13 protein-coding genes are annotated in these 18,554 nt (G+C 72.7%); 4 read left to right on the top strand and 9 right to left on the bottom strand.

The genetic code is table 11. The features are described 5' to 3' along the window. Positions 1-520 precede the first annotated feature (520 nt). On the bottom strand, positions 521-1,168 hold the full coding sequence (locus ABFY07_RS05250) for a TetR family transcriptional regulator (RefSeq protein ID WP_065963199.1): 648 nt from the start codon (positions 1,166-1,168) through the stop codon (positions 521-523). 611 nt (positions 1,169-1,779) lie between these two features. Between ABFY07_RS05250 and ABFY07_RS05245 the strand changes: the two genes are divergently transcribed. The 3 genes from ABFY07_RS05245 (at position 1,780) to ABFY07_RS05235 (ending at position 6,031) form a co-directional block, all read left to right on the top strand. Then, positions 1,780-4,626 (top strand): serine/threonine-protein kinase, encoded by a 2,847-nt coding sequence (locus ABFY07_RS05245; RefSeq protein ID WP_346173307.1) that lies wholly within the window; start codon positions 1,780-1,782, stop codon positions 4,624-4,626. A 138-nt stretch (positions 4,627-4,764) separates the two neighbouring features. Further along, on the top strand, positions 4,765-5,337 hold the full coding sequence (locus ABFY07_RS05240) for a hypothetical protein (RefSeq protein WP_346173306.1): 573 nt from the start codon (positions 4,765-4,767) through the stop codon (positions 5,335-5,337). Between the two features lie 154 nt (positions 5,338-5,491). Continuing rightward, on the top strand, positions 5,492-6,031 hold the full coding sequence (locus tag ABFY07_RS05235) for a hypothetical protein (RefSeq protein WP_346173305.1): 540 nt from the start codon (positions 5,492-5,494) through the stop codon (positions 6,029-6,031). A 19-nt stretch (positions 6,032-6,050) separates the two neighbouring features. On the opposite strand, the gene ABFY07_RS05230 is transcribed toward ABFY07_RS05235, so the two are convergent. Genes ABFY07_RS05230 through ABFY07_RS05220 form a run of 3 tightly spaced genes read right to left on the bottom strand, consistent with a single transcriptional unit; the run spans position 6,051 to position 8,507 of the window. Further along, positions 6,051-6,821: an enoyl-CoA hydratase/isomerase family protein gene (locus tag ABFY07_RS05230; RefSeq protein WP_346173304.1), complete on the bottom strand. Its 771-nt coding sequence runs from the start codon at positions 6,819-6,821 to the stop codon at positions 6,051-6,053. A gap of 28 nt (positions 6,822-6,849) precedes the next feature. Further along, positions 6,850-7,323 carry a Zn-ribbon domain-containing OB-fold protein gene (locus ABFY07_RS05225; protein ID WP_346173303.1) on the bottom strand — a complete coding sequence of 158 codons (474 nt, stop codon included), beginning with the start codon at positions 7,321-7,323 and terminating at the stop codon, positions 6,850-6,852. A 32-nt stretch (positions 7,324-7,355) separates the two neighbouring features. Beyond that, positions 7,356-8,507, bottom strand: coding sequence for a lipid-transfer protein (locus tag ABFY07_RS05220; RefSeq protein ID WP_346173302.1), 1,152 nt, complete (start codon positions 8,505-8,507; stop codon positions 7,356-7,358). Positions 8,508-8,686: 179 nt separating this feature from the next. On the opposite strand from ABFY07_RS05220, the gene ABFY07_RS05215 reads away from it, so the two are divergent. Then, complete coding sequence (locus ABFY07_RS05215) at positions 8,687-10,270, top strand: FadD3 family acyl-CoA ligase (RefSeq protein WP_346173301.1); 1,584 nt, start codon at positions 8,687-8,689, stop codon at positions 10,268-10,270. Between the two features lie 15 nt (positions 10,271-10,285). On the opposite strand, the gene ABFY07_RS05210 is transcribed toward ABFY07_RS05215, so the two are convergent. From ABFY07_RS05210 to afsR, 5 genes are all read right to left on the bottom strand, one after another. Next, positions 10,286-11,113, bottom strand: coding sequence for an alpha/beta fold hydrolase (locus ABFY07_RS05210; protein ID WP_346173300.1), 828 nt, complete (start codon positions 11,111-11,113; stop codon positions 10,286-10,288). Between the two features lie 87 nt (positions 11,114-11,200). Then, positions 11,201-12,655, bottom strand: coding sequence for an FAD-dependent monooxygenase (locus tag ABFY07_RS05205; protein WP_346173299.1), 1,455 nt, complete (start codon positions 12,653-12,655; stop codon positions 11,201-11,203). Positions 12,656-12,759: 104 nt separating this feature from the next. Further along, a complete protein-coding gene (locus tag ABFY07_RS05200; RefSeq protein ID WP_346173298.1) occupies positions 12,760-13,371 on the bottom strand; it encodes an acyl-CoA-like ligand-binding transcription factor in 612 nt (203 codons plus the stop codon). Between the two features lie 116 nt (positions 13,372-13,487). Beyond that, entirely contained in the window at positions 13,488-14,321 is an 834-nt protein-coding gene (locus tag ABFY07_RS05195; protein ID WP_346173297.1) for a TIGR03619 family F420-dependent LLM class oxidoreductase, read from the bottom strand. Between the two features lie 1,261 nt (positions 14,322-15,582). Further along, positions 15,583-18,504, bottom strand: a complete 2,922-nt coding sequence (gene afsR, locus ABFY07_RS05190; RefSeq protein WP_346173296.1) for an SARP-family global regulator AfsR — start codon at positions 18,502-18,504, stop codon at positions 15,583-15,585. Between the last annotated feature and the right edge of the window lie 50 nt (positions 18,505-18,554).

Below are 18,554 nucleotides of genomic sequence, written 5' to 3'. Positions count from 1 at the left end.
CTTCCGGGATTCCGCGACGCCATGGCAGCGCGGCAGGCGGAGCGGTGGTCAGGTGGTGCGCCAGCGCGGCGGGGCGCGGGTGCGGGCAGTGGAGAGGTGGTGTGCGCAGCGACGGGTGCGGGTGCCGACCCGGCGAGTGAGTGGTGTGCGCCTGACTGGGAGTGGTGCACGTGTGGCGGGCTGCTGCGCCTGTGGCGGGGTGCTGCGCGCGGCAGCGCCGTGCCGGGTGCCGGGTGCGGACCCGGGAGGCGGGCCCAGGGAGGCGGGCGCGGGTGCGGGCCAGGGAGGCGGACCTGGGGACGCGGGCCCAGGAGGCGGGCCCGGGGCGCCGGCTCCGGGAGGCAGGTCGGGGCGGGCCACTCGGGGGTGCCCGGTGGTCCGCCGGGGGGCGCGGGTTCCGCCGTGGGGGGTGACAGGACGTGCGGAACCGCGGAGCCGACCGACCCGCGCTGGTGGGCGAGCGGTACGGGGCCGAAGGGGTGGGCCCGGGCGCTCGCGACGCCGGCGCGCGTGATGCGTGTTACTTGGGGGGCTTCCTGCCGGTGAGACCGAGGTGGACCAGCAGCGTCAGGGCCGGCTTCAGCTCGGCCTGCTTGACGCCCCAGCTCTGGAAGCCCTTCTGGTGACCGGCGACCGCGGCCAGCATGGCGACGATCGCGCCCGCGACGGCCGCCGGGCTGACGTCCTTGTCGTACCGGCCCTTCGCCTGGAGTTCCTTGACAGCGTCGGTCAGGGAATTGGTCACGGCGTTGAGGATCTTCATGCGGATCTTGTAGAACCGCTTGTCCCCCTCCGCCGCGCCGAGATCGACCACGCGCAGGGTGGCGTCATGTTTGCGCCAGAAGGAGAGGAAGCCCTCGACGATCTCCTCCGCCGCCTGGGCCCCCGACTTCCCGGCCCATGAGCGCCCGGCGACCAGATCGGTCAGGCCCGCGCCCTCCTTCGCCATCTCCTCCGCGATCTCGAGGACGGCGCCTTCGACATCGGGGAAGTACTGGTAGAACGTCGCGGGCGAGGTGCCGGCCTTGCGGGCGACGTCGATGACCTTGACGTCTCGGTACGGGGATGTGCTGAGCATCTCGCCGAGGCAGTCGAGCAGCTTCTGCCGCGTCGCCTGCCCGCGGCGACCGGCGACCCGCCCGTCGACGGTGCGTACTTGTCCTGTCATGACGTCAGCTTACCGAGGGGTGATCGAAGCGCGATTCGGCTGCGTGCAAATGGGGCCCGCATCCCGCACTGGTCGCCCGGTACCGCGCTGATCAGCGAGAACGAGCGATCAAGGCCCGCCCGGAAGGACGTCCGCCGAACCATCCACGGCTCACCCGTTCGAGCGGGGCCTATTATCAACAGGCTGTGGATAACTTCGGTGGACAGTGTGACGGCGAGGTCACTCAAGGGCATCGTCGGACGGCCTGAAATAGACGTTGGGGCCCCTTGTGGCGCGCACCCTCGGCGGGCGCCTGCTCAATCACCCCGAATATGCGCCGTACGGGCGTTTCCCGGTGCTTGCGGACAATCGGGGCGTACTTTTCGTCGCCCTCGGCCCCTCGGCGGCGGGCCCCCGCGCACGGAAAGCGGAGCGTAGCGGGGCCAGGGGCGTGGAGTTCCGCGAGGTGGAGGCCGGCCGGGCGGCGCGCCGTGACACGACGAAATCGCCCCCGGGTTCGCAACCGCCGCCTTCGCCAGAGAGAATGCAGGATGCGTGCCGCCGGTTGGTTTGTCGGTGAGACGCTGCAGCGGGGTTGTATTTTTCAAGCCCCACGGGGAGGTGGCAGGCAAGTGGTGGAGCAGCTGACGCAGCACGATCCGAGGCGTATCGGCCCGTTCGAGGTGCTCGGCCGGCTCGGCGCGGGCGGCATGGGGCTGGTCTATCTGGCGCGCTCGGCGTCCGGCCGGCGGGTCGCGATCAAGACGGTGCGCACCGAGCTCGCCGAGGACCAGCTGTTCCGTGTCCGCTTCACGCGCGAGGTGGAGGCGGCGCGAGCGGTCAGCGGCTTCTACACGGCCGCCGTCGTGGACGCCGATCCGCGCGCCGCGGTGCCGTGGCTGGCCACCGCGTACGTACCCGCTCCCTCCCTCGAGGAGATAGTCAATGAGTGCGGGCCGCTGCCGGCCCAGGCGGTGCGCTGGCTGGCGGCCGGGGTCGCCGAGGCGCTGCAGTCCATCCACGGCGCGGGCCTGGTCCACCGGGACCTGAAGCCGTCGAACGTGCTGGTCGTCGAGGACGGCCCGCGAGTGATCGACTTCGGTATCGCCTCGGGGGTCTCCAACACCCGGCTCACGATGACCAACGTGGCGGTCGGCACCCCGGCCTATATGTCGCCCGAGCAGGCGCGCGACTCGCGCAGCGTGACGGGGGCGAGCGACATCTTCTCGCTCGGCTCGACGCTGACCTTCGCGGCGACCGGGCACGCCCCGTTCCACGGCGCCAACCCGGTCGAGACCGTGTTCATGCTGCTGCGGGAGGGCCCGGATCTGACCGGCCTGCCGGACGAGCTGCGGCCGCTCATCGAGTCCTGCATGCAGATGGAGCCCGAGCGCAGGCCCTCCCCGGCCGATCTGCAGTCGCAGCTGGCCCCGCACCTGTTCGCCTCCAACGCCGAAGACAGCGGTACGGCCTCGGCCTGGCTGCCGGGCGGCGCGGTGGCGCTGATCGAGCGCAAGCGCAACGGGCGGAACCAGATCGCGCGCGCCGCGCGGGGCTCGGACGGCCGCCCCGGTGGCGACGGTGTGAGCGGCGACGGCGGGGGTCGGTCGGCCGTGCCGCTGCCCCCGGAGCGCCCGCCGACGCCCGCGCCGGGGTACGAGCCCGCGCGCGGGCCGGGCGCGGGGCGCGGCCGGCACAGTGCGCCTCCCGGCGCCTCCGGGTGGGAGCCCGTGGGCGCGGGCGACCCGCGCGGCGGCCTGCGCACCAACAACGCGAACCCGCCCCACCCGTCGAGCGCCCCTCATCCGTCGAATGCCCCCCATCCATCGAGCGCGCCCCACCCGTCGAGCGCGCCTCATCCGTCGAACCCGCCCGGCCCGCCCGGCCCGCTGAGCGCCATCGGCCCCGGGCGGCACGCCGCACCCGCGGCGGGGGCGCCGGCGGCCGCGCCGCCTGGGCCGCCTTCCGCGCAGGGGCGCACCGGGCCCGGTCCCGCCGGCCCCGTCGGATCCATCGGTCCTGGTCCCGCGGCCGTCGGCTCCGCGGGCGCGGCGCCCGCGGGCGCCGCGCCCGCCGGGGCCGACGTGTCGGTCCGCCTGCCCGGTTCCAAGGTGCCCATCGGCCCGGGCCCCCGGGCCACGGACGGGCGGGGCGCGCCACAGCAGCACGAGACGGGCCCGGCCACCGGCTGGGTGCGGCCGCCGGGCGGCCACCCCGGCGGGGCCACCGGCGGCGAGGGCGGCATCGCGACGGCCGCCGTTCCGCCGCCGTCCTCCCCGCCCACCTCGGCCCCCTCGCCGGACGCCTCCGAGCCCCCGGGCGGGGGAGCGGCGCCCGGCCGTTGGCGCCCATGGCGCTTCCGCATGTCCAACGACGTGTGGGGCACCCCGGCCGTGGCGGGCGACCTGCTGTACGTCACCTCCTTCGAGGTGCACGCGCTGGACGTGGCCACGGGCCGCCGGCAGTTCAAGACGCGCGACGTGGCCTGGGCCATGGCCGTCTCGAACGGCCGGATCCACGCCTCGGACGGGCCCACGCTGTACGCGCTGGACGCGGAGGACGGCGCCGAGCGGTGGCGGCTGTCCACGGACGGCTGGGTCTACTCGCTCAAGGTGGACCGCGGCACGGTGGTGACCGGCACGCGCGGCGGCGGCGTCCAGGCCTGGGAGGCCGCGAACGGCGAGCTGCTGTGGGAGATGCACGGCGCCCAGACCGACTTCGAGACCCCGGAGTCCGGGCCCGCCATCCACGACGGCACGGTCTTCGTGTGGGCGGACGCGCGGCTGCGCGCCCTGGAGGCGCGTACGGGCGTGGAGCGCTGGTCGTACCCGATCGGCGACGCGGCGTCCTGCGGCGGGGTGCCGGTCCGGCTGCTCTCGGCCCCCGACGGGGTGGTGTACGTCGCGGCGGGCACGCGCGTGCTGGCGATCGACATCGCGCGCGGAGAGGTGCGGTGGCGCTTCGAGGCGCCCGCCGTCTTCCTGTGCGCCCCCGCGTACGCGCCGGGGCCCGCGGTGACGGGCGGCGGCGTCTACATCGCGGACTACCTCGGCACGGTCTACGCCCTCGACGCGGCGAACGGCCGCGACCGCTGGCGGATCGCCACCGAGGCGCGCCAGTCGATCGAGCCGGTGCTGGTGGTGGACGGATCGGTGCACCTGGGCAGCGGCAGCGCGCTGTACACGCTGGACGCGGTCACCGGCACGCCGAAGTGGCGCTTCGCGGCGGGCGGCGAGGTCATCGGCTCCCCGGTGGTCGCGGACGGGCGGGTCCACTTCGGCTCGGCCGACCACTGCCTCTACACGGTCGACGCCGCGGGCGGCCAGCTGCGCTGGAAGCTCGCGACGGGTGGCGAGATCACCGGCTCGCCGGTGGCCGCGGGCGGCGTGGTGTACGCGTGCAGCAAGGACCGCTGCGTCTACGCGCTGGACGCGGTCAAGGGCACGGGGCAGTCGCGGGCGTCGGCCCGTCCGAGCTAGCTCGCGGCGCTCCCGGCGAGAGAGCCGGCCCCCGGCGATACGGAATGCCGTGTACCTGACAGCGCCTGCTACCGTGGCAGGCGCTGTCCCGGACCCGGTGGGGCCCGGGAGATCGACACCGAATCGGGGGCTGGACACATGATGCGGCGTGGTCTGCGGCTGACGGCCGTGGTCGCGGTGGTGCTGGTGGCGCTCACCGGCTTCAAGAGCCGTGGCGGCCGGCACGGTTCGGGCGGCGGAGGCGGCTGCTCCAACTCCAGCTCCGGCTCCCACCACTCCAGCTCGGGCTCCGGTTCCGGCGGCTACTCCGACTCCGACGACTACAACTCCTCGACCGGCTCCTCCGGCGCGGACTCGGGCGGCTACCGCTACAACGACCGCTACGACAGCAACGACTCCTCGTCGAGCAGCGGTTCCTCGTCCGGCTCCGCCAAGTCGGACCGGCCCGTGTCGACCGCGACCGTCGTCAGGTGCGCCGGCAAGGACAAGAGCGGCGATCCGGCCGCGACGGTGAAGGTGCGCAACGACACGGGCACGTCCCGGACGTTCGTCGTCGAGATGGCATTCCGCGACAAGCAGGGGGCGAAGGTGACCTCGGGCAGCGCGTACGCCCGCGTCCCCGCGAAGAAGACGAAGAGCGTGAAGGTTCTTCTGGACGATCCCGGGGTTGTGGGAACCGTAGTGACGTGTGAGGTCGTCTCCGTCGACTGAAAGGGCCGTGCCGCTGAAACGGCCGTGCCGCAAACCCTCTTGAGGTGACTTCGGGGTAGGGAACTCCCCTGCGTAGGGTGGCGTGCACTCGTCAATGGCTCGGGTCGACTCATATCTGTCTTTTCATCGGGGGTAATTCATGCATCGCCGCTCCATGCGCCTTGTCGCCGTCGCCGCGATCGGGTTGTTGGCCCTGACCGGTTGCGGCAAGAAGGGCAGGCACAGCAGCGGGTCCGGCGGCTTCGTCTCCGGCGGCGCGGGCGACGCGCCGCTGTCCACCCCCAGCGGGCTCCCGACCGATCTGCCGACGGACCTCCCGTCGGGGGTCCCGTCGTACACCCCCGGTTACACCCCGTCGTACACGCCGTCGCCGTCGTACAGCTACTCCACGGCGCCCAGCTACGACACGGACGCCAGGAACGACATCTCCGCCAGCGGCTGCGACTACAACGAGTCGACCAGCTCTCTCGAGTACACGCTGACCGTCAACAACAACGAGACGCAGTCCATGCGCTTCTCGATCAGCATCGTCTGGAACGACAACGCCGATCAGGGCCTGCTCGGCTCGGACTACCAGTCCGTCACCGTGGCGCCCGGCAGCAGCCAGACGGTGAAGGCCACCTCGTACCGCACCCTCTACAAGGCGACCACCTTCACCTGCAAGGTGCAGTCGGCCTACAAGTTCGCGAACTGACACGCTGTTCCCACCACTCTCACCGCGTGCGGAACCCGGGCGTACGGGCGGCGAACAGCCCGGCCTGGCGCTCCGGCGGCAGGTTCCCCAGCGCGATGAGGTGCGGGGCGTGCGCCAGGGCCTGGGCCAGGGCCGCCTCCTTGGCCGCCCACACCGCCCGTACCGTCCCCTGCACGGCCGCCGTCGGATACGACGCGATGACGGCGGCGGCGCGCAGGGCGGCGGCGACCGGGTCGGCTCCGGCCTCCGTCACCTCGCTGACCAGGCCGATCTCATACGCGCGCCGGGCCGTGAGCCGCTCGGCGGTGCCCATCAGCGCCATCCGGGCGACCTCGCCCATCGGCATGCGCTGTGCCATGTAGACGGCCTCGTAGGCGCTGACCATGCCATAGCTGGTGTGCGGGTCGAAGAACGTGGCGTGCTCGGCGGCGACGATGAACTCGGCCTCGCCCAGCAGGTAGAACGCCCCGCCGCAGGCCATGCCGCCGACCGCGGCGACGACCGGCTTCCACAGGTCGTTCGCCTTGGGGCCGATGGTCAGCAGCGGATCGTCGACCGAGTACGGCGAGGGCGGCTGGGCCACCCGCACCGCGCGGTCGATGCCGGTGCAGAAGGCGCGGTCGCCCGCCCCGGTGAGCACCACGGCCCGCACGGACTCGTCCATCCGGAAGCCGCGCCAGACGGCGGCCAGCTCCTCGGCCGTCTCCAGGTCGATGGCGTTGTGCCGCTCGGGCCGGTCGAGCGTGACGACCGCGACGCCGCCGTCCTCGACCCGCGTCCGCACCGTCATGACCGCTCCTCGACCCGCGTCCGCACCGTCATGACCGCTCCAGCACCCAGCGCGGCACGGTGATCCCGCCCGCCCCCTCCTGGAAGACCGCCTTCACCGGGGCGTTGATCCGGATCCGGCCCGGGTCGACCGAGTCGAGGGCGGCGTCGGCGGCGGCGACCAGGTTGCCCACCAGCCGGACCCGGGGGGCGTCCGCGAGCTCGACGAGGATCACGTTGTACGGCGCCCGCGCGGCGTACGCGGGCAGCAGCGGTGGGTGTGGCACGACGTAGGACCAGATCCGGCCACGGCCGCTGGTCCGGATCCACTCGCTCGCGAAGGACTGGCAGTGCGGGCAGCAGGGGCGGGGCGGGAAGCGCGGCTCGCGGCAGTCGGCGCAGGCCTGGACCCGCAGTTCGCCGCGCGCCGCGTACATGAAGAACGGCGCCCCGTCCTCGTCGGGCACGGGCGCGAGCAGCTCCTCTTGCCCCTCGTCATGCCCCTCGTCCGTCTGTGCCGTCATCTCCTGGATCAACTCCTCAACTCCTCAACTCCTCAGTTCCGCAGCAGCAGGGCCGAGGTGGGCACCCCCTCGCCCGCCGTGACCAGACAGGTCGCGGCGCCCGGCACCTGCGCGGTGCCGGTCCCGCGCAGCTGTCTGACCCCCTCGGTGATGAGGTTGAACCCGTGGACGTACGCCTCGCTGAGGCCGCCCCCGCCGGTGTTGAGCGGCAGCCGCCCGCCGATCTCCAGCGCGCCGCCCTCGGTGAAGGCGGCCCCCTCGCCGCGGGCGCAGAAGCCGTAGCCCTCCAGGGACAGCGGGATCAGCGGGGTGAAGGCGTCGTAGATCTGGGCCACGTCCACGTCCTGAGGCCCGAAGTCGGCCGACTTCCACAGCCGGCGGGCGGCGGTCCAGGCGGGCCCGGTGAGCGGGTCGTCGTTCCAGTAGTTGACCATGCCGTGGTGTTGGGCGGGCAGACCCTGTGCCGTGGAGTGGACGTACACCGGCCGGCGCCGGCAGTCGCGGGCCCGCTGTGCGGAGACGACGACGCAGGCCAGCGCGCCGTCGGTCTCCAGGCAGTTGTCGAAGAGGCACAGCGGCTCGCTGATCCAGCGGGCGGTCATGTACATCTCGCGGGTCAGCGGGCGCTCGTACATCATCGCGGCCGGGTTCTGGTTGGCCCGGTTGCGGCAGGCCAGCGCCACATTGAAGAAGTGGTCGCGGGTGGCGCCGTACTCGTGCATGTAGCGGCGGGCCAGCATGCCGATCTCGTCGGCCGGCCGCAGCAGCCCGTACGGCCGGGTCCACTGCGCGGGGGTGGGCAGCTGTACGCGGGTGTTCGTCCACGGGCGCGGGCCGCTGCCGCGCTTGCGCGAGCGCCAGGCCACCCCGACGCTCGCCTGGCCGGTGGCGATCGCGGCGGCCAGGTGCGCGACGGTGGCGCAGGAGCCGCCCCCGCCGTAGCCGACCTTGCTGAAGAAGGTCACATCGCCGGCGCCGATGGCCTTGGCGACCTCGACCTCGTCCGTCTCCTCCATGGTGTACGAGGCGAAGGCGTCCACCTCGGAGGGGGCGATGCCGGCGTCGTCGAGCGCGGCGAGGATCGCCCGGCAGGCCAGGGTCTTCTCGGACTCGGGGAGGCGTTTGGCGAAAGGGGTCTGGCCGATGCCGGCTATCGCTGTCGCGTCTTTCAGGGTCGCCCCCATCGCCACCTCCGTGGTCGCGGCCGGTCACCGGTACGTCGGGCATTGGCGCATTGGCGCATTGGCGCATTGGCGCATCGGCGCGGCGCTGCGTCTCGCGCATCGGTACTGACAGCCGGGAAGGCTACCGCTAATCTGACGGACAGTCAGCTACGCGGTGCCGGATTGCGGGAGGCGACCCGATGCGCGAGACCATCCCGGCGCTGGTGCGGACGGCGGCGCGGCGGTACGGCGAGGCCGAGGCCGTCGTGGAGGGCCGCACCCGGATCTCGTACGCGGAGCTCGGCGAACGCGTCGAGCGGGCCGCGGCGGCCTGTCTCGCCTCGGGCGTCGAGCCGGGCGACCGGATCGCGATCTGGGCGCCCAACACCGCCGACTGGATCGTCGCCGCGCTCGGCGCGGTCACGGCGGGCGCGGTGCTCGTCCCCGTCAACACCCGCTTCAAGGGCGCGGAAGCCGCGTACGTGCTGACCCGTACCCGCGCCACGCACCTGTTCGTCACCGGCACCTTCCTCGGCACCTCGTACGTGGCCTCGCTGCGCCGCGCGACGGGGGAGGGGCCGGGCCGTGGCCCCCTCCCCGGCCTGCCCTGTCTCCGCGATGTGATCGTGCTCGCCGACGACGCCCCCGCCGACTTCCGCACCTGGAAGGACTTCCTCGCCGCGGGCGAGTCCACGCCCGCCGAGGCGGTGCGCGCCCGGGCCGCCGCCGTACGCCCCACCGACCCCTCGGACATCACCTTCACCTCCGGCACCACCGGCCATCCCAAGGGCGTGGTGATCACCCACGCCCAGACGCTGCGCGTCTACACCACCTGGAGCGAGATCACGGGCCTGACGGAGGGCGACCGCTACCTCATCGTCAACCCCTTCTTCCACACCTTCGGCTACAAGGCGGGCGTCATCGCCTGCCTGACGCGCGGCGCGACGATGGTTCCGCAGTCGGTCTTCAACGTGGACACGGCCCTCGCCAACATCGCGGCCGAACGCGTCAGCGTCCTCCCCGGCCCGCCCACCCTCCACCAGGCCCTGCTCGACCACCCGGCCCGCGCCGCTCACGACCTGTCCACCCTGCGGCTGGTCGTCACCGGCGCCGCCGTCGTCCCCCTCACCCTGGTCGAACGGCTCCGCTCCGAACTCCGCGTCGACACCGTCCTGACCGCCTACGGCCTCACCGAGGCCTCCGGCACCGTCACCATGTGCCGCCGCGGCGACCCGCCCGACGTCGTCTCCGCCACCTCCGGCCGCGCCATCCCCGACACCGAGGTCAAGGTCGTCCGCCCCACCGGCGCGGAGCTGCCCCCGGGGCAGCCGGGCGAGGTCTGGGTGCGCGGCTACCACATCACCCGCGGCTACTTCGAGGACCCCGTCGCCACCGCCCGGGCCATCACCCCGGACGGCTGGCTGCGCACGGGCGACGTGGGCGTGCTGGACGCGGACGGCAATCTGCGGATCACCGACCGCGTCAAGGACATGTTCATCGTGGGCGGCTTCAACGCGTACCCGGCGGAGATCGAGCAACTGATCGCCCGCCACCCCGACATCGCGGACGTCGCGGTCATCGGCGTTCCGGACCCGCGGCTGGGGGAGGTGGCCAAGGCGTACGCGGTGCGGCGCGCGGGCTCCACGCTGACCGCCGACGACCTGATCGCCTGGTCGCGGCGGGAGATGGCCAACTACAAGGTGCCGCGGCAGGTCGAGTTCCTGGCCGAGCTGCCGCGCAACGCGAGCGGGAAGGTGCTCAAGACGCGGCTGCGGGAGCGGTGACGAGCCGGCGGGGGATCACCCGAGCAGGGTCAGGAGCTGCTCGGCGAACTCCTTCGGCTGCTCTGTGGCCCCCAGATGCCCGCCCGGGAACTCCGCGAACTCACTGCCGACCCGCTCCGCCAGCCGCCGGGCCGGCCCGTACAGCGCCTCCTGCTCGCGCGAGTCCCGGCCCGCGGCGAGCACCAGCCGGCCGGCGGCGGCGTGGCGCAGGGCGGCGACGTCGGGGACGGTGGCGGTGAACGGGCACAGCACATGCTCCAGGAAGACGGGCAGGTTGGCGTGCATACGGGCGGCCATCTCCCGGATCTCGGGCGGCAGTTCGGTCGGCTGCTCCCCCGGACGCCCCCCGAGCCCCTCGCTGAACCGCGCCATCGCCGGGCCGACCCCGTCCCTGCGGAGCGTCTCGCGCACCTCGGCGAAGAGGCGGCGGTGCGGCGCGGGGTCGTCCAGGACCTCGACCAGCGGTGGCTCGTGGGCGACCACGCGGCGCAGCCGTTCGGGGTGGCGGGCCAGCAGGTCGAGGGCGACGACGGCGCCGGAGCTGCATCCGAGCACGGAGGCGGGTCCGTCCGGCGAGAGCAGCTCGATCAGCCGGTGCGCGTCGTCGCTCCACACGTCCACCCGCTGGTCGGTGAGCGCGCCGCCGAGGGGGCTGCGGGAGAAGCCGCGGGGGTCGTAGGAGGCGACGGTGCGGTGGGCGGCGAGGTCGTCCGCCATGCCCGCGTAGAGCCCGGCGTCGGCCGCGCCACCGGGGATCAGCAGCAGAAGGGGGCCGCTGCCGCGCGTCTCGTAGTGGAGGGTGGCGCCGGGCACTTCGAGGGTTCCGGTCGTGGGTGTGGGCATGGCTCGCCCGCCTCTCTTTCCTAGGGCTTCTAGGTTCAACCTAGCAGCCCTAGGTTTAGGGGGCCGGGGAATTTCTTTCGGGCCTGTTCAGGCCGTCCTGATCCAGGTGCCCAGCGCGTCGTCCAGCCTGTCGGGCGTGGTGCCCTGCCAGGCGACGTAGCAGTCGGGCCGGAGCAGCAGCGCGGTGTCGAGTTCCGGCACGGTCACGGTGTCGACGTACGGCGCCCAGGGGCCCGCGTCGAGGCTGCCGGTGGGGTCCAGGAGCAGGGGGCGGCCGGTACGGGTCGCCGCGCGCAGCCCCGGCAGGTCCGGCGCCCACCGGCCGACGAGTGGCCCGGTCGCCGGGCCCATGTCGTACGTGATGTCCGCGCCGGACATCAGATCCGCGATGTGCTGCCGGGGCGCGGGCTGGGCGAGCAGCTCGCCGAACAGCTCGCGCAGCGCCGTGACCTGGCCGCCCGGCTGGACCAGCAGCGACTGCGCCTGGGTGTGCATGGCCACGCGTCGCGCCGCCGGGGCCCGTTCCGACTCGTATGTGTCCAGCAGCCCCTCCGGCGCGTGGCCGCGCAGCTCCGCGGCCAGCTTCCAGCCGAGGTTCACCGCGTCCTGAAGGCCCAGGTTGAGCCCTGGCCCGCCGATCGCCGAGTGCACGTGCGCGGCGTCCCCGAGCAGCAGGACGCGGCCCGCGCGGTAGTGCTCCGCGATCCGGGTGTTGCCGCCGAAGAGCCGCCTCATCACATGCGGCCCCGGCCCGGTCGGCGGGGCCAGCGGCACGTCCGCGCCGAGCACCCGGGAGGCGCTGGCCCGCAGCTCGTCGAGGGAGGCCTCGCCCTCGGCCGGCTGGTCCCACTCCATCGTGGTGATCACCGGGTCGCGGTCCGGGAACGGTGCCCAGGCGATCAGACCGCGTTCGGTGCGCAGGTGCTGGAACGGCGGTACGGTGCCGAAGCCGGGCACGACCAGGCCGCCATCGGCACCGACCATGCCCGGGTCCACGCTCACCTGTCCCGTGCGCGACACCGAGTCGTCGGCGGTCACGCCGGGGAAACCGATCCCGGTGAGCTTGCGGACCGCGCTGTGCCCGCCGTCGGCGCCGACCAGGAACGCCGCCTCCACCGGCTCCCGGCCGCGCAGTTCGACCGTCACCGACTTCTCGTCCTGCGTCAGGCCGATGACCTCGTGGTCGCGGCGTATCTCGATGCCCAGTTCGGCGGCGCGCTCGGCGAGCATCTGCTCGATCCGGCGCTGCGGCACCATCAAGGTGTAGAGCGGGTTGTCCGGCAGGTCGCTCAGGTCGAGCGGGAATGCGCCGAACACGTAGCCGGACACCGGCTCGGGCGTGGCCCCGGGCCCGGTCAGCCGCTCGTACAGGCCGCGCCGGTCGAGCATCCGCACGACCTGGCCGACCAGGCCGTTGGCGCGCTGCTCGGTGGACGGTTCGGTGAGGCGTTCCAGGACGAGCGGGCGGATGCCGGCCAGGGCGAGTTCGCAGGCGAGCATCAGGCCGTTGGGTCCGGCGCCTGCGATGACGACGTCGATCATGGGCATGGTCCTTTTCGGGCAGGTGTGGGCAGATTCGGGGCAGGGGGTATCGGCCCGGCTGCTTGCCGGGCTCTTGGGTTGTGTGTGTTGGGGGTCTGGAAGGTCTAGGAGGTCGGCGCGGGCAGCCCGGCGACGAGCTGGGCGAGGGCGTCCGTGAGCAGGCCGCTCACCGGCACCGGCGGGTCGCTGCGGAGGTGGTGGGCCATGGCGGCGTTCGTCACGGCCATCAACGCGGACGCGGCGAGGTGCGGGTAGAAGTCCTGGCGCGGGTCGGTGCCGGTGCGGTCGGCGATGGCCGCGGCGATCTCGGCCTCGGCGATGGCGCCGGCCCGCAGCATCTCGCCCTGCACGGCCGGTTCGGCGAGCACCACACGTACCCCCGCCGTCCACCGCGCCGCGTCGGTGACCGGATGGGCGGCCACCGCGGCGTCGGGTCCGAAACGGGACAGCACGGCGCGGAGGACCGCGTCCCACAGCGGCTCCGCCGGGCGCTCGCGCAGCGCCTCCGCGACGCCCAGACACCGGTCGAGGTGGCGGGCGGCGATCGCCTCGGCCTTGCTGGAGAAGTAGTTGTTGAACGTGCGCGGCGAGACCCCCGCGGCCTCGGCGATGTCCTCCACCTTGACGTTGTCGAAGCCGCGCTCGACGGCCAGCCTGATCGCGGCCCAGCTCAGCGCCGCGCGTGTCTCGGCCTTCTTACGCTCTCGCAGCCCCATGCCGACCAGAGTAGCGAAATTTGCGCGTCACGAAAAGATGCGCGTCCCGCAAAAATGCGGGCCGCGCAACTTTTTCCCTTCCTGTCTACCCCTGTCTCCGCTTCACGCTCAACCTCTCAACCCCTCAACCCCACGGCCTCGGCCAGCGCCCGCATGCGCCGCCGGAAGCCGTCGCCCTCGACGGAGCCGAACCACACGGCGAGATGGTCCGCCTCCACGGCCCGCCACGCCTCGACCTCCTCGCGCACCTCCCGGACGTCGCGCCCGTCGTCGTCCCAGCCGATCCGCGTCCCGGCCTTGATCCGCCGCTCCCCGCCCAGCTCCCGCAGCCGCGCCCGGCGCTCGGCGAACTCCCGCGGCTCCAGCGCCACCCCCTGCCACCAGTCGCCCACCTCGGCCGCCCGGCGCAGCGCGGCCTTCGAGTTGCCGCCGATGAGGAACGGGACGGGGCGCTCGGGTACGGGCTGGAAGACGGCGCGCTCGTCGAAGGAGTGGAACGCGTCCTCGTACGGCCCGCCGCCGCTCTGGTGCAGATGCCGGATCACCCGCAGCGCGCTGTTCGTCCGGGCACCCCGCGCCGCGAAGTCCACCCCCGCCGCGTCGAACTCATACGCCTCCCACCCGGCCCCCACCCCCAACACGAACCGCCCCCCACTGGCCCGCGCCAGCGTGGCCGCCTGCCGGGCGACGAGCAGCGGGTCACGCAGGGGCAGGATGAGGACGGAGGTGCCGAGGGTGACCTTGCGGGTGACCGCCGCCAGATACGCGAGCGCGGTCAGGGGTTCGTACACCCCGCCGTACTTCTCCGGCCCGTACGGGCCGGGCGGCAGCAGGTGGTCGGGCAGCCAGACGCCGTCGTATCCGAGGCGCTCGGCCTCCTGGGCGAGGTCGGCGAGCCGGCGGATGTCCATCTCGGGGGACTCGGCGGGCAGGACGACGTGCAGGTGCATGGTGAGGCTCCTCGGGCGGGTGGCCGGTGCGGCGGACCTTTGGAGCCTTTGTAGACCCTGACATCGGTGCGAGGGTCAACCCGCGCGTCACGCAGGCAGCCGGATGCCGCCGGCTGACCTCGCCCCTGGGGCCAGCGGCAGGAGTCCGGGGTCGATGGGAGGTCGAGCCCCGCTCGGGAACGCGAAGAGGCCGGGCCCTTGCCCGGCCCTCTTCGGCCGCCGGCGACTGTCTTGCGCGTCTTACTGCGGGCTTGGCACGGGGGAGTGGCCCTCGCCGAGGGGGCCCGCATTGTCGCCATTGGCATATGCGGCAGCGTGTGAACCGATCAAGGGGGCATGAGTGTCGTTCGCAACAGCGAATGCTATGGGCTGGATGGCGGTGCCGATGGTCGCGGCCGCCGCAATGGCCAGGACAGCGAGGCACTTTGTGGTGCGAGTCATTCCGGTTCCTCCGGTGCGAGGGCGAATGTCTATTATGTAATGCAAATATTTCAGTTCTGGGTACGCATGTTCGGCCGACTGGCCGGAAGTTACTGAACCTTGGCGCAAAGGGGCCGTTGTGCCCTGCGGAGGAGTTGTTCCTCGGTACACCAGTGGGGCCGATGCCGATGACGTCCCCTCCGCGTCATCGACATCGGCCCCAGGGCATTGCTCAGGCCTGGACGCCGTTCTGGCTGTATTTATCGGGGCGCTGAAGGGGTGTGGCCCTCGGAAGGGGTGACGGTCCTGGGGTCGGCCCCGGCCCCGCCATCAGCCGTCCCCTGCGTGTCCAGCGCCGGCGGTGCGGGCGTGTGGCCTTCACCCATCGTGCTCAGTGCCGGCGGTGCGGGCGTGTGGCCTTCACCCATCGTGCTCAGCGCGGGAGGTGCGGGCGTGTGGCCTTCACCCATCGTGCTCAGCGCGGGAGGCGCGGGTGTATGGCCCTCGCCCATCGTGCTCAGCGCGGGAGGTGCCGGGGTGTGGCCTTCCCCCCGCGTGCTGACGGAAGCGGCCGCCGGGTCCGCCTCCAGCGGCCGGTAGCTGTCCGACTGCGGCTTCTTGTCTGGGCTCGTCACGATCAACTCCATCGCATACAGGTCGGTGGGGGCTAGAACGCCCGCCCGGCGACTCCCCCGTGGGTCGCCGGACGGGCGCCTCAGGGGCCGCCCACCCTACGGTGTGACCTCACAACCGACCCGTCTGCCCCCCGCGGGGACGGATCGACCTCTATAAGAGTCGCGGACGGCGATAAACGAATGATGAACGATCCGGTCGGCGGGTGTTATACGGCCGCCGTCGGCGTCAGAAGGCCCTGGATATCGTCTGCCTCCGGGGATCCCAAGCGCTGGTGAATCGACAGGGCTTCGCGCCAGCAGGCTTCCGCGCGGTCGTTCTGTCCCAGCTTCAGGAGCGCCTTCCCGAGAAGTGTGAGCACGATCGCTCGTCGCCACTCACCGCCGATGCCACGCAGGGCGAGCGCCTGTTCGGCGTGCTGGGCGGCCTTCGCCGCCTGGTGGGCGGCCAGATGGGCCTCCGCGAGCCGCTGGTGGGCCATGCCCTCCCACAAGGGCTGGCGGTGTTCGCGGAAGAGACCGAGGGACTCGTTGAGTTCGTCGAGCGCCTGGGGGATCCGCTCCGCAGCGGTCAGGGCCACCCCAAGGGCGTACTTGCCGTTGGCGAGGCGCACGGTGCGCCCCAGGCTCCCGTAGATCTGGACGCCCTGCTGGGCCAGTTCGACCGCGCTGTCAATACGTCCCATCTCGACGTACGCACGGGAAAGATTGCACAGCGCGCTCGCCTCGCAGGGGCGGTCGTCGACAGCTCGGTAGGCCTTGATCGCCTGGAGGAAGTGATGCTCGGCATCCGCCCAGCGGACCCCGCTGAGGTGCGCGATGATGCCACGCTCGGTATGGCTGCGGCCGATGGTCACGAAGTCCTGGACCGCGGACCCGAGCCGCAGGGCGCGCTCCGCCTCCGCGTCGGCCTCCTCCAGCCTGCCCACCACTTCGCACACCTTCGACAAGCTGAACCGCGCGCGTCCTTCGGCCCGGACGTAACCGCTCTTGCCCGCGACTTCGGTGACGACCCGGGCGACCGCCTCGTAGCGGGGGGCGTTGGCCCCCGACTCGGCGAGGTCGATGGAGGCGGTCAGCAGGTCCGCCGCCCGGTCCAGCGTGTGGCCGGACGCGGACTGCTGGGTGCACGCTAGCAGGCATTCGGCCTCGGTGAACAGCCAGTCCAGCGCCGCGTTCTTGTCGGAGAAGGCCACCCCGGGCTGCGCGGTCGGGGCGAGGTGGTCGATCAGCCGGTCGCCGGGCCGCTCAATGGCGTATACCCGTGCCGCCGAGGCGAGGTAGAAGTCGAGCAGCCGCGACATCGCCGCCTCACGGTCCGCCACGGGCTGATCCCGTTCCGCACAGTCACGCGCGTAGAGGCGTACGAGATCGTGGTAGCGGTAGCGGCCGGGGGCAGCGGACTCCAGCAATGAGGCGTCGACGAGGGACTCGACGAGTTCCTCGGCGTCGAACGCATCCATGTCCAGGACGACGGCCGCCGCCGCCAGGGAGATGTCCGGCCCGTCGGCGAGCCCGAGCAGTCGGAACGCCCTGGCCTGCCGGGCGTCCAGCTGGCCGTAGCCCAACTCGAAGGTGGCCCGTACGGCGAGGTCTCCGGCCCGGAGCTCGTCCAGCCGACGGCGCTCGTCCGCCAGCTTGCGCCGCAGGAAGGAAATCGTCCAGGTGCGCCGCGAAGCCAGCCGCGAGGCGGCGATGCGGATGGCCAGAGGCAGGAAACCGCAGGCGGCGACCACGTCCATGGCCGCCTCCCGCTCCGACTCGACCCGCTCCAGACCGACGATGCGGGTGAAGAGGACAAGCGCCTCCTCGGGGCTCATCACGTCCAGGTCGACCAGATGCGCGCTCTCCAGGTCGACCATGCGGGTGCGGCTGGTGATGAGCGCGGCACAGCCCTCCATGCCCGGCAGTAGCGGCCGGACCTGCGCCGCGTCGCGGGCGTTGTCGAGCAGCGCCAGCACGCGGCGGCCGTCCAGCGTCGAGCGGTAGAGCGCGGCTCGTTCATCGACGCCGTCGGGAATGGCGGAGTCGGGGGTGCCCAGGGCGCGCAGGAAGGCGCCCAGCACGGCTTCTGGTTCGGCCGGGACCGGCCCCGCTCCTTGCAAGTCGACGTAGAGCTGTCCGTCCGGGAAGTGGTGCCGGGCCGCGTGCGCCACATGCACCGCCAGCGTCGTCTTGCCGACGCCACCGATACCGGCGACCGCTGACACGGCCATGACATGCCCCTCTGCGGTCGCCAGTTGATCGCTCAGCTCGTTGACGAAGGCGGCGCGGCCCGTGAAGTCGGACACGGTCGCGGGAAGCTGCGCCGGTCGGATGAAGGCGGGGCCGGCGGTCCGCGCATCGGCCGGCGCGGCGAGTTCGGCGTCTGCCTGCAGGATGCGCTGGTGCAGGTCGGACAGCTCGGCGCAGGGATCCGCGCCGAGCTCATCGGCCAGCAGCCGCCGGGTGTCGTTGTACACGGCCAGCGCCTCGGCCTGCCTTCCGCTTCGGTACAGCGCCAGCATCAGCAGCTCGCGCAGCCGCTCACGGAACGGGTGCTGGGCGGTGAGCGCGGTGAGTTCGGAGACGGCCTCCATGTGATGGCCGAGTTCCAGATCCAGATCGAGCCTGGTCTCGACCAGGACGCGGTGCCATTCCGACAATCGCGCGCGCTGTGTTTCCGCGTACGGCCCGGACAGACCGGCCAGCGGCTCTCCGTCCCAGAGATCCAGCGCCTTGCTGATGATCTCATGGGCCCGGGCCCGGTCCCCCGAAAGGCGTGCCCGGTCCGCCTCGGAGGTCAACTGCTCCGCCACATCCGAGTCCAGGGCCCCGGTCCCGACCCGGATCGCGTAGCCCCCCGACTCGCTGACCAGCACGTCCGAGTCCGGCCCGAAAGCCTTCCGCAGTCGTGAAGCGTAGGTGCGCAGCGCGGCGATGGCCGCGTCCGGGGGGTCGTCGCCCCACAGGGCGTCGACCAGCTCGGGTGCGGTCGCTGTGCGTCCGCCGCGCAGCAGCAGGGCGGCGAGCATGGCTTTCTGCTGCGGTGAGCCGAGGGCGATCGGCTCATCACCTCGCCACGCCCGCACCGGTCCGAGCACGGTGAAGCGCAAGGGCTGCCCCTGCCCTCGCCTCTTCTCGCCGGCCATGGTCTCCCCCTGCCTATGCCTCCCAGTTGCACGGGTCAGTTTGCCTTGCC

The sequence above is a fragment of the Streptomyces sparsogenes subsp. cuspidosporus genome (assembly GCF_039532705.1).
GTDB lineage: Bacteria > Actinomycetota > Actinomycetes > Streptomycetales > Streptomycetaceae > Streptomyces > Streptomyces sparsogenes.
The sequence above is the reverse complement of the archived record's forward strand: the minus strand, read 5'-3'. Positions and strand labels throughout refer to the sequence as shown.